Origin of the sequence: Streptomyces sp. V4I23 (genome assembly GCF_030817975.1) — a bacterium.
Classification (GTDB): Bacteria; Actinomycetota; Actinomycetes; order Streptomycetales; family Streptomycetaceae; genus Streptomyces.
In genome coordinates, this window is the sequence record NZ_JAUSZW010000004.1 from 6,945,131 (window position 1) to 6,958,892 (window position 13,762).

General features: G+C 71.3%; 15 protein-coding genes. 4 read left to right on the forward strand and 11 right to left on the reverse strand.

Annotated elements, in window-relative coordinates:
• Positions 1-34: 34 nt before the first annotated feature.
• Together QFZ82_RS33975 and QFZ82_RS33980 are read right to left on the reverse strand one after the other, a co-directional pair.
• Entirely contained in the window at positions 35-286 is a 252-nt protein-coding gene (locus QFZ82_RS33975) for a hypothetical protein (RefSeq protein ID WP_307716769.1), read from the reverse strand.
• Between the two features lie 264 nt (positions 287-550).
• The gene (locus tag QFZ82_RS33980; protein ID WP_307717923.1) at positions 551-1,288 is read right to left on the reverse strand and encodes a MerR family transcriptional regulator; all 738 of its coding nucleotides are present in this window, start codon (positions 1,286-1,288) and stop codon (positions 551-553) included.
• 59 nt (positions 1,289-1,347) lie between these two features.
• Here QFZ82_RS33980 and QFZ82_RS33985 point away from each other — a divergent pair, with 59 nt between their 5' ends.
• The gene (locus QFZ82_RS33985; protein WP_307717924.1) at positions 1,348-1,827 is read left to right on the forward strand and encodes a DUF6194 family protein; all 480 of its coding nucleotides are present in this window, start codon (positions 1,348-1,350) and stop codon (positions 1,825-1,827) included.
• A gap of 317 nt (positions 1,828-2,144) precedes the next feature.
• Here QFZ82_RS33985 and QFZ82_RS33990 read toward each other — a convergent pair whose 3' ends face one another.
• Positions 2,145-3,230 carry a sialidase family protein gene (locus QFZ82_RS33990; protein ID WP_307716770.1) on the reverse strand — a complete coding sequence of 362 codons (1,086 nt, stop codon included), beginning with the start codon at positions 3,228-3,230 and terminating at the stop codon, positions 2,145-2,147.
• Positions 3,231-3,477: 247 nt separating this feature from the next.
• Positions 3,478-4,557, reverse strand: a complete 1,080-nt coding sequence (locus QFZ82_RS33995) for an NADH:flavin oxidoreductase/NADH oxidase (protein ID WP_307716771.1) — start codon at positions 4,555-4,557, stop codon at positions 3,478-3,480.
• Positions 4,558-4,761: 204 nt separating this feature from the next.
• Here QFZ82_RS33995 and QFZ82_RS34000 point away from each other — a divergent pair, with 204 nt between their 5' ends.
• Complete coding sequence (locus tag QFZ82_RS34000) at positions 4,762-5,112, forward strand: helix-turn-helix transcriptional regulator (RefSeq protein WP_307716772.1); 351 nt, start codon at positions 4,762-4,764, stop codon at positions 5,110-5,112.
• Positions 5,113-5,290: 178 nt separating this feature from the next.
• Here QFZ82_RS34000 and QFZ82_RS34005 read toward each other — a convergent pair whose 3' ends face one another.
• Together QFZ82_RS34005 and QFZ82_RS34010 are read right to left on the reverse strand one after the other, a co-directional pair.
• Positions 5,291-6,637 carry an FAD-dependent oxidoreductase gene (locus QFZ82_RS34005; RefSeq protein ID WP_307716773.1) on the reverse strand — a complete coding sequence of 449 codons (1,347 nt, stop codon included), beginning with the start codon at positions 6,635-6,637 and terminating at the stop codon, positions 5,291-5,293.
• Between the two features lie 99 nt (positions 6,638-6,736).
• Complete coding sequence (locus tag QFZ82_RS34010) at positions 6,737-7,414, reverse strand: DUF305 domain-containing protein (RefSeq protein WP_307716774.1); 678 nt, start codon at positions 7,412-7,414, stop codon at positions 6,737-6,739.
• Between the two features lie 158 nt (positions 7,415-7,572).
• Here QFZ82_RS34010 and QFZ82_RS34015 point away from each other — a divergent pair, with 158 nt between their 5' ends.
• The gene (locus QFZ82_RS34015; protein WP_307716775.1) at positions 7,573-9,093 is read left to right on the forward strand and encodes an LVIVD repeat-containing protein; all 1,521 of its coding nucleotides are present in this window, start codon (positions 7,573-7,575) and stop codon (positions 9,091-9,093) included.
• Here the strand turns inward: QFZ82_RS34015 and QFZ82_RS34020 are convergent.
• From QFZ82_RS34020 to QFZ82_RS34040, 5 genes are all read right to left on the reverse strand, one after another.
• Complete coding sequence (locus QFZ82_RS34020) at positions 9,060-9,731, reverse strand: TetR/AcrR family transcriptional regulator (protein WP_307716776.1); 672 nt, start codon at positions 9,729-9,731, stop codon at positions 9,060-9,062. The genes QFZ82_RS34015 and QFZ82_RS34020 overlap by 34 nt on opposite strands.
• Positions 9,732-9,887: 156 nt before the next feature.
• Positions 9,888-10,628, reverse strand: a complete 741-nt coding sequence (locus QFZ82_RS34025) for an HAD family hydrolase (protein WP_307717925.1) — start codon at positions 10,626-10,628, stop codon at positions 9,888-9,890.
• Positions 10,629-10,653: 25 nt separating this feature from the next.
• The gene (locus QFZ82_RS34030; protein ID WP_307716777.1) at positions 10,654-11,349 is read right to left on the reverse strand and encodes a phosphatase PAP2 family protein; all 696 of its coding nucleotides are present in this window, start codon (positions 11,347-11,349) and stop codon (positions 10,654-10,656) included.
• Between the two features lie 33 nt (positions 11,350-11,382).
• Positions 11,383-12,318, reverse strand: a complete 936-nt coding sequence (locus tag QFZ82_RS34035; protein WP_307716778.1) for a M56 family metallopeptidase — start codon at positions 12,316-12,318, stop codon at positions 11,383-11,385.
• Positions 12,319-12,414: 96 nt separating this feature from the next.
• Positions 12,415-12,969 carry a DUF5134 domain-containing protein gene (locus tag QFZ82_RS34040; RefSeq protein WP_307716779.1) on the reverse strand — a complete coding sequence of 185 codons (555 nt, stop codon included), beginning with the start codon at positions 12,967-12,969 and terminating at the stop codon, positions 12,415-12,417.
• 226 nt (positions 12,970-13,195) lie between these two features.
• On the opposite strand from QFZ82_RS34040, the gene QFZ82_RS34045 reads away from it, so the two are divergent.
• Positions 13,196-13,750, forward strand: a complete 555-nt coding sequence (locus QFZ82_RS34045; RefSeq protein ID WP_307716780.1) for a GNAT family N-acetyltransferase — start codon at positions 13,196-13,198, stop codon at positions 13,748-13,750.
• Positions 13,751-13,762: the final 12 nt, after the last annotated feature.

The following is a 13,762-nucleotide window of genomic DNA, read 5'->3' on the forward strand; positions in this document are numbered from 1 at the left end:
GTGTCAATGAGCAAAACGCGGGTCGAGGCGGCCCTCAAACCTGCAGGGGAGGCAAGTGGATCTCGCCGGGCAGTGGCGTGCCCGGCACGCCCTCCAGGGCCTCCATGATCTGATCCCACAGGCACGAGCGCTGCCGGCGCAGGAGCGCTGGGGCGAAGGCGCCGAAGGCCCCGTACGTGACCGGCAACTGCCGCCAGGTGACCCGGTGCGCGCCTTGTGGAGCGCCGCAGCCGCGTCCGGCTGCTTGTGCTGAGCGGATGCACGGCTGCTCGTGCTGCGACGTCAAAGGCGGCTGTGAGAGTGTTGGTCATGTCAGTCCCTTCACGACTGGCGACCCGATCCCGGTGGCGTGGCCTCGCTGCCGGGATCTTCAGCTTGGCGGCAGCATCTTATGCGGCGGGTCTGTCAGGCCGAGGCGAAAAGAGATGTGCAGCAGGCGGCTGTCAGCGCCTGCGTCGTGCTCGGTGTTGAGGTCCCAGCTGATCCGGATCCGGAGTTGCAACGCGGTCTTGACCGCGGTCCGGATGTTTTGTGGCGAGGCGGTCCGGGCCTATCCGGCGATCGGTTCCTGACCGGACGTGACAACGGCCGCCAAGTCTGCGCCCGCTCGGAGTAGCGCCACGGTCCGCGTGGCGATCTGGTCAAGACGTTGCTGCAGGATGCGTTGGGTCTCTCCCAGCCCGTCGAGCTGGTGCAGGGAGCCCATGATCTCGCGCACTGCGGGGATGCCGTAACCGGTGCCGCGCAGGGCCGCGACGATTCGGGCCGCTCTGATCGCTGAAATACCGTAACGACGTGCTCGCAGTGACGTCACCCGCTCGGGAATGACAAGCCCTTCCTGTTCCCAGAACCGCAGGGTTGAGGGACGTACATCGAGCGCTGCGGCCAGCTCCGTGATCGTCATCGCGTCACTGGCCTGCTCGAGCTCGGGTGTGTTCGTCTCATCCTGGATCGCACGCAACGCTTGTTGAGCGCGCAGTGCCTCGTCTCGCTCCCGCGCGAGCCGAACGTGCACCGAACTGATCGCCGAGGCTGCCGCCGCGATCGTCTCCGTTCGCAGCTCCGCGAGCATCTGCCGGGCCGCGACAGGCCCGACAGCACCTGCGAGTCCGCGATAGGCGCGAAGAGCATGCACGTGAACTGATGTGTATGAACGGTAACCGTTGCTCGATCGAGCGGCTGGGGGAATGACTCCCAGCCGCTCCAGGTCGCGAACCTGTTGCACCGAGTACCCCGACTCTCTGGCGACATCGACTGTTCTGAGCAGTACTCGTTGCGAACCGCTCATGGTCTCGCCCACCAGCCAACCCCACATAAGCACTTGAAGGTGATGCTTGAACCATGAGTATGGAACAGATCATCGCGACCGTGCGAGGCTTCGACGGCGCGCTCGTGCTCGTCCCGGAACCGGGAGGCGACTTCCCTGAGCTCGCGTGGGGGGACGCGTTCTTCTACTACGCCCCCGACGGCCAGATGCCTGAGAACGTCCAGCCCTACGGGACGATCGTCACCAAGAACTACCCCGACGACGCCGCTTCCGACCTCGACCCTCCGGGCCGCTGGCGCGTGAACGTCCGCGTCGACCGTGCGACGTTTCAGGAGGTCACTGGGGAGGATCCGCGCAGCATCAGCCGCCGCCGAGACCATGCAGCCGCCGACAGCCTGATGCCGCACCCGGTATACGGCGCGCTCGGCTGGATCTGTGTCGTCAATCCCGGTGAGAGGACAACGGACACCGTCGCGCAGCTTCTGCGCAGCGCCCACGACGCCGCTCGTGCCCGGTTCGCGCGGCGACACGAACCAGGACAGCCGCTGGACGCGGACTGACGTCACTGGCGATCTTCGACCTCTGGCGAGCATCGTGAATGCGCGCAGCTCCTCGGTGCGGCAGGCGCCGAGGAGTCCTGTTACCCCGGCCCTGCTGCTGAGGCCACAGGGGAGGGTCGTCCTCCATCTCCTCGGTCGGCAGGTCGCGCACGTCCTTGCGGAGATCGAGCCGCCACTTCTTCATTGCCATGGGCCCCATGCGAAGAGCCCCCGCATGAGCGGAGGCTCTTGCGCTGTTTTGTGGTGCCTCAGCCCCCGCGGCACCACATGATCCGTTCCTCCGGCGGCCGTGGGCCGCCGTCCGTGACCGGCCCCTGTCAGCGCATCACCGCCGCCCGCACGCACAGCACGTCCGGGAGATGCGAGGCGAGTTGCTTCCAGGAGTCGCCGTCGTCCGCACTCGCGTACAGCTCGCCGTTGCGGTTGCCGAAGTAGACGCCGGCGGGGTCCGCGTCGTCCGTGCACATCGCGTCGCGCAGCACCGTCCCGAAGTGGTCGCCCTCGGGCAGACCCGCCGACAGCGCCTCCCAGCTCCCGCCCGCGTCCCCGGTCCGGTAGACCCGGCAGCGCCGGCCGGCCGGGACGCGGTCGGAGTCGGCGGTGATCGGGAAGACGTACGCGGTGTCGGCGCGGTGCCGGTGCGCGGCCACCGCGAAACCGAAGTCGGACGGCAGTCCGGCGCCGATGTCGGTCCATGTGGCCCCGGCGTCGTCGCTGCGGTAGACGCCCCAGTGGTTCTGCAGGTAGAGGCGGTCCAGGTTCGCGGCGTCCTGGGCGATCTTGTGCACGCACTGCCCGAACTCCGGGTGGGGATCGGGCAGGAAGACCGCCGACACCCCCTGGTTGGAGGGCGCCCAGCTCGCTCCTCCGTCGCGGGTGCGGAACACACCTGCCGTCGACACCGCGACCGTGACCGCGTCGGGGTCGCGGCGGTCGGTCACCACCGTGTGCAGACCTTCACCGCCGCCGCCCGGCACCCACTGCGAGCGGGTCGGGTGCTCCCACAGCGGCCTGATGAGCTCGAAGGTCTCGCCGCCGTCCTCGGAACGGAACAGCGCGGCGGGCTCGGTGCCCGCGTAGACCACGTCCGGTGCCGCGTCGGACGCCGGGTGGAGCTGCCACACCCGCTCCAGCGAGGCGCCGGTGTCCTTGGGGAACTTCACCGCGGGCTTCTTCGGCTCGATCCAGGTCCTGCCGAGGTCGTCGGAGTGGAAGACGGACGGGCCCCAGTGCGCGCTGTCGCCGCCGACGAGCAGCCGCGGCACCCCTCTGCGTGTGTCGATGCCGACCGAGTAGACGGCCTGCGCATTGAAGTGGGGGCCGTCGAACTCCCATGCACCGCCCCTCCTGCGGCCGATGAAGAGCCCTTTGCGAGTGCCTACGGTGAGCAGTACATCGGTCATGGCCGATATCCCTCCAGGACGCCGTTGTCTCGGATACGGGCCAGTCTGCACCCGACCACTGACAACGTCCTGCGATGCGGTCCGTGCGCACGTCGGCCCCGTGACAGCAGTGCGGACCGGACCGGCCGGCGAAACTCATCGGTGTGCGCGGGTGAATCCCGCGCACACACGCCGGCCCGCCGGGAGAGATCTCCCGGCGGGCCGGCGTCAAAGGCCCCGAGGGCGGGTGCCCGGAAGGACGGACGGATCAGACGGAGCGGTGGTACTGCTGCGGCACGTGGACCTCGGCGCCGAGCGTGCGGGCCGCGTGCCGCGCCCACGACGGGTTGCGCAGCAGCTCGCGGCCGAGCAGCACGGCGTCCGCCTCGCCGTTGGAGAGGATCTTCTCGGCCTGCTCGGCCTCGGTGATCAGGCCGACCGCGGCGACCGGCAGCCCGGTCTCCGCCCTGACCCGCGCGGCGAAGGGCACCTGGTAGCCGGGACCGGTGGGGATGCGGACGCGCGCGGCGTTGCCGCCGGAGGAGACGTCGAGCAGGTCGACGCCGTGCTCCTTGAGGAGAGCGGCGAAGCGGACGGTGTCGTCGACCGTCCAGCCGTGCTCCTCCAGCCAGTCGGTGGCCGAGATGCGGAAGAAGAGGGGCAGTTCCTGCGGCCACACCGCGCGCACGGCGTCGACGACCTCGAGCGCGAAGCGGACCCGGTTGTCGAAGGAGCCGCCGTACTCGTCGGTGCGGCGGTTGCTGTGCGGCGAGAGGAACTCGCCGATCAGGTAGCCGTGCGCGCCGTGGACCTCGGCGATCTCGAACCCGGCGTCGAGCGCGCGGCGGGCCGCGTCGGCGAACTGCCCGACGATCTCGGCGATCCCTTCCCGCGTCAGCTCGTCGGGCACGGGGTGCCCCTCGTCGAAGGGGACCGGGCTGGGGCCGAGCGGCTGCCAGCCGTGCTCGTCGGCTCCGAGCGGCGCGCCGCCCTTCCAGGGCCGGTCGGTCGAGGCCTTGCGGCCGGCATGGGCGAGCTGGACGCCCGGAACGGTGTTCTGGGTCTTGAGGAAGCGGGTGATGCGCCGGAACGCCTCCACCTGGGTGTCGTTCCAGATGCCGAGGTCCGCGGGGCTGATCCGGCCCTCGGGGCTGACCGCGGTCGCCTCGACGAGGATCAGGCCGGTGCCGCCGGCGGCGCGCGCCGCGTAGTGGGTGAAGTGCCAGTCGCCCGCGACGCCCGCGTTCGGGCCGAAGACCTCCGCGCTGTACTGGCACATCGGCGCCATCCAGGCGCGGTTGGGGATGGTCAGCGAGCGCAGGGTGTAGGGCTGGAACAGCGAGCTCACGGGGGACTCCAATGCAGACAGGACGGAACCGGGATACAGAATCGAGGGGCGGGACCCCGTCACGCTTCGTACGATACCCATCGTAGTACGGGAAGTGTCAAACTACGATACCTCTCGTACAATGGAGTTCGGGGTGAGCCGCAGCGGCCGCGCCCCCTGCCGTACGAAGCCCACCGGACGAACCCCGGACGAAGCGGAGCCACCGTGACCAGCGTGAGCAGCGCCCGAGTTCTCGATCACCCCGCGCGGGACGAGATCCGGCTGGAGAACGTGCTCCACGCACTCTCCGACCCCATGCGCATGCGGGTGGTCCGGGCGCTGGCGACCACCCACGACGAGCTCTCCTGTTCGTACTTCGACCTGCCCGTCACCAAGTCGACGACCACGCACCACTTCCGGGTGCTGCGCGAGAGCGGCGTGATCCAGCAGATCTACCGCGGCACCGCCAAGCTCAACTGCCTGCGCCGGGACGACCTGGAGGCCCTTTTCCCGGGTCTGCTCGACAGCGTGCTCGCCGCGGCCGAGGGCCAGGACGAACGCCTCGGCGCACGCTGAGCGGCCGGGCCCCGGCGGGCTCGGTCCGGCAGGCGGCCCCGAAGTGCGGGGTCAGGGCGACGACGACACCTGCGACGGTCTCGATGACCGCCGCCCGGTCCGCGGCGGCATCCCGTGACACGCCGACGTGGCCAGCGACAGGCGGCGCCGCCTGCCTCGGGCCGCCGCCCGTGCCGCCTCAGTCCGCCCCGTCCGCGGCCGTCAGCAGACCCTGCCAGTCCGCGATCTTGACCGAACGCCGGCCCAGCGTGCGGCCCAGTGCCTCCTCGGCCGACTCGATGGCCAGCCAGCCCGGCCAGGCGACCGGACGGTGCCCGGCCGCGCGCAGCTCCGCGACCGGATCGGCCGCGACCGGCCTGGCGGCCAGGCGTGCCGCGTCCTCCAGCAGCGAGGTGACGGTTTCCTTGGCGCACGGCCGGTTGGTGCCGATGACGCCCGTCGGTCCCCGCTTGATCCATCCCGCCACGTACTCGCCAGGGGAGGGCACGCCGCCCCTGAGCACGCGCCCGGCCGCGTTCGGCACGATGCCGCGATCCGCGTCGAACGGGAGGCCCTCCGTCGGCACACCGCGATAGCCCACCGCCCGCAGCACCAGCTGCGCCTCGATGTCCTCGTACGCGCCCGTGCCCCGCACCCCGCCCCGGCCGTCGGGCGCCGTGCGTTCGAAGCGGACCCCCGCGGCCCGCCCGCCGCGCTCCAGCACCTCGACCGGGCGCAGGAAGAACCGCACATGGATGCGCCGGGCCCTGCCCGTGGGACGCCGGGCGGCCCATTCCCGTACGACCGCGAGGTTGCGGCGGACGACGGCGGGCACGGCCTCGGGATCGGCGTACGCCGTCTCCAGGGCGAGGTCCGCCGGCTCGACCAGCACGTCGGCCCCGGGCAGCGCGCCCAGTTCCCGCAGCTCCTTGGTGGTGAACTTCGCGCCGGACGGACCGCGCCTGCCCACCATGTGCACCTCGCGCACGCCGCTCGCCTCGAGCGCCTCGAGCGCCGGTTCGGGCACGTCCGTGGGCCGCAGTTCGTCCGCACCCCGGGCGAGGATGCGGGCCACGTCGACGGCCACGTTGCCGACCCCGATCACGACGGCCGACGGTCCGCCGAGCGGGAATCCGCCGGTCACCGCGTCGGGATGGGCGCTGTACCAGGAGACGAAGTCGGTGGCGGAGTGACTGCCGGGCAGGTCCTCACCGGGAATGCCGAGTCTGCGGTCCCGCGCCGCCCCCACGCAGTAGACGACGGCGTGGTACAGCTCCAGGAGCCGCGCCGGCGTCAGGCCGTGCGCCCCTACCTCGATGTTGCCGAGGAAGTCGATGCGGTCGTCCTCCAGCACGGACCGCAGGTTGTTCTGCAGCGACTTGATCTTCTCGTGGTCGGGGGCGACCCCGTAGCGCACGAGTCCGTACGGGCAGGGAAGACGGTCCAGGATGTGCACCCGGACGTCGGGCACGGCGGACTGCTGGACGAGGGACTGCGCGGCGTAGACCCCGCTGGGGCCCGATCCGACGACGGCGACACGAAGCACGACTGCGCTCCTTCCCGCAGGGGATTCCAGCATCGCACCGGTGTGCGCGCCTGGGGAGTCTCCCGCCCGAGTGTCGTCGCGGCGCCGCGACGACGCAGCTCACAGCGCTCGCATCCGGCCGATCTCGCTCGTCTGCTGCGCGATCACGTCGTTCGCCATCTCCTCCACCGCGACGTTGTTGCCGCTCGACAGGACTTCGGCCGCCATGGTGAGCGCCCCCTGGTGGTGGGTGATCATCAGCTTGAGGAAGAGCTCGTCGAAGGCCGTCCCCTCGGCATGGCGCAGCTGGTCCAGCTGGGCGTCGGTGGCCATACCCGGCATGGAGGCGTGGTCGTGCTCGTGGGCGCCTGCCGAGTCCCCACCGTGCGTCTCCAGCCACGCCCGCATCGCCCCCACCTCGGGCTCCTGCGCGGCGGCGATGCGCCCGGCGAGCCGCTCGATGCGCTGCGAGCCCGCTCGGCCCTCGGCCAGCGAGGTCATCTCCAGTGCCTGCTCGTGGTGCTTGATCATCATCTGCGCGTAGCGGAAGTCGGCGGCGTTGGGACTGTCGTCCGGCACGGCCTTCGCGGCCTCCTCGGCGGACAGGGTCTTCGCCGGCTCTCCCGGCTTCCCGGGCGCGAGGACCGGCGCCCCCTTGTCCGCGCCGGCCTCGGCGCGCGTGCCGGAGTCCGCGTCGCAGGCCGCCAGGACGAGCGCGGCGGCAACCGCCGCGACCCTGAAGGAGGTTCGGGTGCGCGCGGATCTGCGGGGCTTCAACACGGCGACCTCCTGGGGCACTTGGGGTGTTCGAGGAGCGTACTTGCTTGAACGCGCGGCGAGTCGATCAAAATCCTTCATTACATGTGTGTTGCCATCTGTTGAGATGTGCATGCAAAGGAAGATACTGCCGGGGTCCGTGAACCGTTCCGCCAAGAACGGCGACAAGGGAGGACGCAGTGACCCCGTTGCACACCACCGGAGTGCGGCGCAGACGTCTCGGCGCGGCGACGGCCGCCGCCGGTCTGCTGACCGCGCTGCTGACCGCGGGACCGGCCGTGGCGATCCCCGACCCGGGAGACGCTCCGGCCGGGGGCAAGGTCTCGTCGAGCCAGGCGGCCGGGACCCGGTCCGCCATCGCGAGCGGTGACATCCCCGGTGTGGACGAGATCGTCCACAGCGACAACATCGAGCACGTGAGCAACATCCCCAAGGACGCGATCAAGGGGACCAACTCGGACCTCGCGTTCCAGGGCTCGTATGCCTTCGCCGGCAACTACGACGGGTTCCGGATCTTCGACATCAGCGACCCCAGGTCACCGAAGTCCGTGGCCCAGGTGCTGTGTCCCGGATCGCAGAACGACATCAGCGTCGCCGGCGATCTGCTCTTCCTGTCCACCGACTCCTCGCGCAGCGACAACTCCTGCAACAGCACCTCGCAGCCGGCCACGGAGAAGTCGTCGTGGGAGGGCATGAAGATCTTCGACATCAGCGACAAGCGCAACCCGAAGTACGTCGCCGCCGTCGAGACCGCCTGCGGCTCGCACACCCACACCCTCGTTCCCGAGCGCAGGAACATCTACGTCTACGTGTCGTCCTACGCGCCGAACGCCGCGTTCCCCGACTGCCGGCCGCCGCACGACGGCATCTCCGTCATCAAGGTGCCCCGCAAGGCCCCCGAGCTGGCCGCCGTGGTGAACTTCCCCGTGCTCTTCCCCGGTGAGGGCCCCGACGGAGGCGGCAACCCGGGAGGGCCCACCAACCCGGGCGTCTCCAAGACCACCGGCTGCCACGACATCACCGTGCTGCCCGCCAAGGACCTCGCCGCCGGCGCCTGCATGGGCGACGGCATCCTGTTCGACATCGAGGACCCGGAGAATCCGAGGGTCATCGACCGCGTCCAGGACAACGTGAACTTCTCCTTCTGGCACTCGGCCACCTTCAACCAGAAGGCGAACAGGGTCGTCTTCGCCGACGAGCTGGGCGGCGGCGTCGCGGCCACCTGCAACACCCGGGTCGGCCCGAACCGCGGCGCCGACGGCATCTACGACATCACCGGCAAGGGCGACGGGCGCAAGCTGGTCTTCCGCAGCTACTTCAAGATCGACCGCCACCAGGCCGACACCGAGAACTGCGTGGCGCACAACGCCTCGCTGATCCCGGTCAAGGGCCGCGACATCATGGTCCAGGCGTGGTACCAGGGCGGCGTCTCCGTGGTGGACTTCACCGACGCCGACCGGGCCGAGGAGATCGCGTACTTCGAGCGCGGCCCGGTCAGCACGGGCAATCTCGTCGTCGCCGGCTCCTGGTCCGCGTACTACTACAACGGCTACATCTACTCCAACGACATGGCCAAGGGCCTCGACGTCCTGAGGATCCACGACCGGCGCACCGACGCCGGCGCGCAGGTGCGGATGCACGAGCTCAACGTGCAGACGCAGCCGGACTACTTCGAGGACTTCGAGAGCTCCGACGACTGACCCGGGACGGCCGGGGCAGGACGAGACGTTCCGCCGGGTCCACGCGGGCCCGGCGGAACGCCGAGCTCCCAGTCCAGCCCGTAGCGCTGGAACAGCTCGGCGCGCAGCCGTGCGAGAGGCATGGGCGCGCCCGGCAGCAGCACGGCGAACACCGCGCCCATCAGCAGGGCGCGCAGCAGCGGATAGTCGGTGTCCACGTCCGTGGAGCCGTACCGCTCCACGGTGTCGCGCAGCAGAGCGGCGAGCTGCTGCTGCTCCGGGCACTGCACGAACCCCTCGGACTGCAGGATCCCCGCCATGTGCGTACGCATCAGCCTCGGATGCTCGACCGCGAGACACAGGATCGCGTCGACGGCGCGCGCCAGGCGCTCCTGCCCGTCCTCGGTGTGCGGCTCGCGTTCGAGCGCGGCCTCCAGCGTGCGGCGCATGAGCCGGTGCACCGCGGACTGCAGCAGCTGGTGCTTGCCGGGGAAGTAGTACGAGACGAGACCGCGGGCCGAGCCCGCCCGGTCGGCGATGTCGCCGAGCGTCGTCGCCTCGAATCCTCTCTCGTCGACCAGCTCCACCGTCGCCTGCAGCAGCCGCTCGCGCGAACGCCGACGAAGTTCTTCATTGACCTCTGCGCTCCGCGGGGACATCCTGGACTCCTGCGTTGACTGGCTCGGAGCCAATATACTCAGCGCGTCCCGCCTCCAGGCCCAGCGGGGGCTGGTCGGCGGATGTGGTGCCCGGACCGGGCGACGCGGGGGATCGCCCGGTCCGGGTGGCTCTTCACCTGATTCTGTCGGCTGTCTTCAGTCTGCTCCGCTCGCGTCGCCGACCGGGTGCCCGGCCGCCCTGCGGTCCCGGTCGACCAGTTCGAGCACCGGGCGCAGCCCGTCGGGCCGCTCGTCCACCGGCAGGTGGTCCACGAAGCGCACCGCACACCCGAGGGCCGCGGCGCCGCCGTCGGCCTGCGGGTGGTCGCCCACCATCAGGGCGTCGTGCGGGTCCCGGCCGAGCGCCTCGCAGGCCGCGCGGAACAGCCGCGCGTCCGGCTTCTGCACCCCGTGCTCGTACGACAGCGTGTACGCGTCGACAAGGGCATCCAGGCCATGGGCGCGGAACACCGGCCTCAGGTCCCAGCCGATGTTGCTCACCACCCCGACCCGTACGCCGCGCTCCCGCAGCCCGCGCAGCACCTCGGCCGCGTCCGGGTAGGGGCGCCAGGCCGCGGGCGTCATGTGGCGGTCGTAGAGCGCGTCGTACAGGCCCTCGTCGGGCAGCGCCACCTCGCGGGCGAGGCCGGTGTACACGGCTCGGTGCAGCTCCGGGCTCCTGTCGCGTATCGCCCACTGCTCGCCCAGGTGTTCCGGCAGGCGCAGCGGCGGCGGCCCGCCGGGGAGGGCGCCGGCCTCGGCCAGCCGACGTGCGAGGTGGTCCGCTTCGGGCTCCGGGAGCGCGGTGTCCCGGTCCCGGAGCACCGCGCGGAGCCAGTCGTGGGCCGACTCGCTGCGGAACAGAGTGCCGGAGAAGTCGAACAGCACCGCCGTGATCGCCATGCCGACGATCCTTCACGGTTCAGCGACGCCGCGACAAGACCGCCCTGTGGTACGAGACCGTCGTCAGGGCCACCACGGCCGCCCCCAGCAACCATCCGGCGACCACGTCGGAGGGCCAGTGGACGCCCAGATACACGCGCGTGAGGCCCACACCGGCGACGCTCACGACGGCGAGCGCGACGCACCACGCCCAGCCGGCCCCGGAGGCTCCGTAGCGCCGGGCCAGCCACAGGAGCAGCCCGCAGGTCACCGCCGCCGTCATCGCGTGACCGGAGGGAAACGCCGAGTACTGCGCGGAGTCCACCGGGTCAGGCCACTGCGGACGTTCCCGGCCCGCCATCGCCTTCAGCGACTGCTGCACGGCCGCAGCCAGGGCGCTCGCGGCGGCCACCCACACCGCGAGGAGCCGTTCGCCCCGCAGCCAGAGCCACACGGTCGCCGTGGCGGCCAGCAGGCGCATCGTCCACGGGTCCCACACCCAGTCCGTCAGCACCCGGTTGACGCGGGTGAGCCCCGGCTCGGCGACCGCGGTGCTGTGCAGCGCCTCCGCGACGTCGCGGTCGAAGGCGAGCAGCGGGGACCAGGGCAGGACCACCAGCACCGTCAGCACGGCCGTCAGGGCCAGGCAGACCGTGCCCGTACGGGCCGCCGCGGTCACGCGCGGGGCCGGACGACGGGCAGGGGCGGGGGCCGGGCTCAGGCGCGAGAGGGTCATGCACCGATCCTGGCCCCTTGACGTGCGGTCCGGCTATCCCAGCGCGCGCAGTCCCGGGACGAATGCCACGAGCAGCGGAACGACGGGCACCAGCGCCGCGGCCGCCGTCAATTGAAACCGGCGGCCGGCGGTGAACCGCGGCACGGGGGTCAGCAGCCGGTTCACCCGCTGCGGGAGCTGTGCGCCTGGCGTGGGGCAGGGGCCGAAGACCCCGCGGTCCTCGTTCAGTTCGACCAGCGCCAGGGCGATCGTCAGCCGCCCGAACCGACGCGAGGCGACATCGTCCGCGGCCAGCTCGACCAGCCGGTGCATCTCGTCGCGGAACGCGGCGAACACCGGGATCTGCGGGAACCCGTTGGCCAGCGCGGCGGAACAGTGCAGCAGCCAGTCGTGCCGGGCCCGGGCGTGCCCCTGCTCGTGCGCCAGCACCGCATCCAGCTGACGCCCCTTCAGCCTGAGCAACGCCGCGGTCGTGATGACCAGTTGGGGCGCCGCGCCCGGGAGCCACCAGGCGTCCGGCCGCTCGCCCTCCAGGACCACCAGCGGCTCGTCGCCCGGCTCCTCGCCGGGCAGCAGGGGGGAACGCACCAGGAGCTCCCGGTGCCGCCGACGGCGCCGCGCGTGAGCCCGCAGCACCTCACGCGTGAGCATCGTCGCGGTCCACAGCCCGCCGCAGGCGAGGAGAACCGCCAGCACGGCGGACCAGGGCTCGTTCGCCCGCAGGGCGTAGGCCTCGACGACGCCGTGCGGAGCCGGGGCGAAGACATGGCCGCGGACCAGCTGCCAGGCCGCGGCGGCGCTGAGGACCATGGACAGGGCGAAGGAGAGGAGCACGGCGGCGACCACGCACTGCCACACCCACAGCGCGACGACGGGCTCGCGCTCCGCCCAGTCGCCGCGTGACACGAGTCGTGGGGCGACGAGGGCGGCCAGTACCCCGAGCAGAAGCAGCGCGAGCGAGACCATCATGGAATCCAGCCTATGAGCGCGGTGCTACCTGCCGGTATGGCCCTGCGCGTCAAGTGATGCACGCCACGGTTTGAACGGCGGACCGTCCGAGGCGGCTCACAGGGTCAGAAGCATCGCCAGCATCGCCGTTCCCATCGCGACTCTGCAGGCCAGGGCAAGTTCCGGTGGGGCGCCCCAGGAGGGCGCCGCCGGGCCCGGGCTTCCGGCGGGGGCCGCGACCGGGACGAGGCGCAGGCCGGCGCGCAGCACGTACCCCGCGAAATACACGACGAGCGCAGCAGTCAGCAGAGGGACTCCCGTGCGGGCGTGGGACGCGTGATGGGTGCCGGGTCCGGCCATCGCCGCCGCCATGTAGATCATCGCCAGGCACGCCACGAGATGGTGCACGTGGTGGCGGCGGGTGCGCAGCGCCCATATCGCGCGCAGGGCCGCGGCGCCGAACACCACGGCGTACACCACCCAGTGCCAGGAGGGAAGCGTGAGCACGGCAGCGGGTACGGCCATCGCCGCCATGCCGAAGCCCATCAGCGCCTCGCCCCCGGCCGCCTCGCGCGCCTCACCCGTGCAACTGCGCATCCGCAGCAGGCAGTACGCCCCGGTCGCGGCGCACAGCGCCATGAGCAGCAATCCGGACGTCATCGGTCCGTGCACGCGTCTCTCCCCCTTCGACGGCGTCGAAGGGTGCATGCCCGCAGGCACAGGACGTACCCGAGCGCACAGGAGTACAGGGGAGCGCGTCAGGGGCGCGGGCGGGGAGGTCCACGGGGTGACCGGGGCTGACTCGGCCGCCGGTGGGCACGTTACCCTCGTGCCACGCGTACCCCCTCGTGCCGCCGGCGCCTCGCCGTGCCCGCACCCGGTCGAAACGGAGCCGCCCATGGACACCGCACCGCCCCGCGATTCCGGTGAACTCACCTACCGTGACGCGGTGGCGGACGACGTCCCGGTGCTCGTCCCGCTGATCGAGTCGGCGTACCGCGGGGAGAGCAGCCGTACGGGCTGGACCACCGAGGCCGACCTCCTGCACGGTCAGCGAACGGACCCCGAGGGCGTACTCGCGGTGATCCGCGCGCCCGGCAGCCGGCTGATGGTGGTCGAGCGCGACGGCGAGCCGCTCGCCTGCTGCCAGCTCGAACACCGCGGCGACGCCGCCTACTTCGGCATGTTCGCCGTGCGTCCCGATCTCCAGGGCGGGGGTCTCGGCCGTCGGGTGATCGCCGAGGCGGAGCGCAGCGCGCGCGAGACCTGGGGAGTGCGGGAGATGCACATGACGGTGATCAGCCTCCGCGAGGAGCTGATCGCCTGGTACGAGCGCCGCGGCTACCGCCGTACGGGACAGCTGAGCCCGTTCCCGTACGGCGACGAGCGGTTCGGGATCCCGCAGCGCGACGATCTGGTCTTCGAGCTGCTGGTGAAGGACCTCACCGACTGATCGGAGCCGGCT

Bases quoted from the DNA above. Each gene is read 5' to 3' on its own strand.
- QFZ82_RS33980 (WP_307717923.1), bottom strand. From the start codon at position 1,288: ATGAGCGGTTCGCAACGAGTACTGCTCAGAACAGTCGATGTCGCCAGA.
- QFZ82_RS33985 (WP_307717924.1), top strand. From the start codon at position 1,348: ATGGAACAGATCATCGCGACCGTGCGAGGCTTCGACGGCGCGCTCGTG.
- QFZ82_RS33990 (WP_307716770.1), bottom strand. From the start codon at position 3,230: ATGACCGATGTACTGCTCACCGTAGGCACTCGCAAAGGGCTCTTCATC.
- QFZ82_RS34020 (WP_307716776.1), bottom strand. From the start codon at position 9,731: ATGTCCCCGCGGAGCGCAGAGGTCAATGAAGAACTTCGTCGGCGTTCG.
- QFZ82_RS34030 (WP_307716777.1), bottom strand. From the start codon at position 11,349: ATGACCCTCTCGCGCCTGAGCCCGGCCCCCGCCCCTGCCCGTCGTCCG.
- QFZ82_RS34035 (WP_307716778.1), bottom strand. From the start codon at position 12,318: ATGATGGTCTCGCTCGCGCTGCTTCTGCTCGGGGTACTGGCCGCCCTC.
- QFZ82_RS34045 (WP_307716780.1), top strand. From the start codon at position 13,196: ATGGACACCGCACCGCCCCGCGATTCCGGTGAACTCACCTACCGTGAC.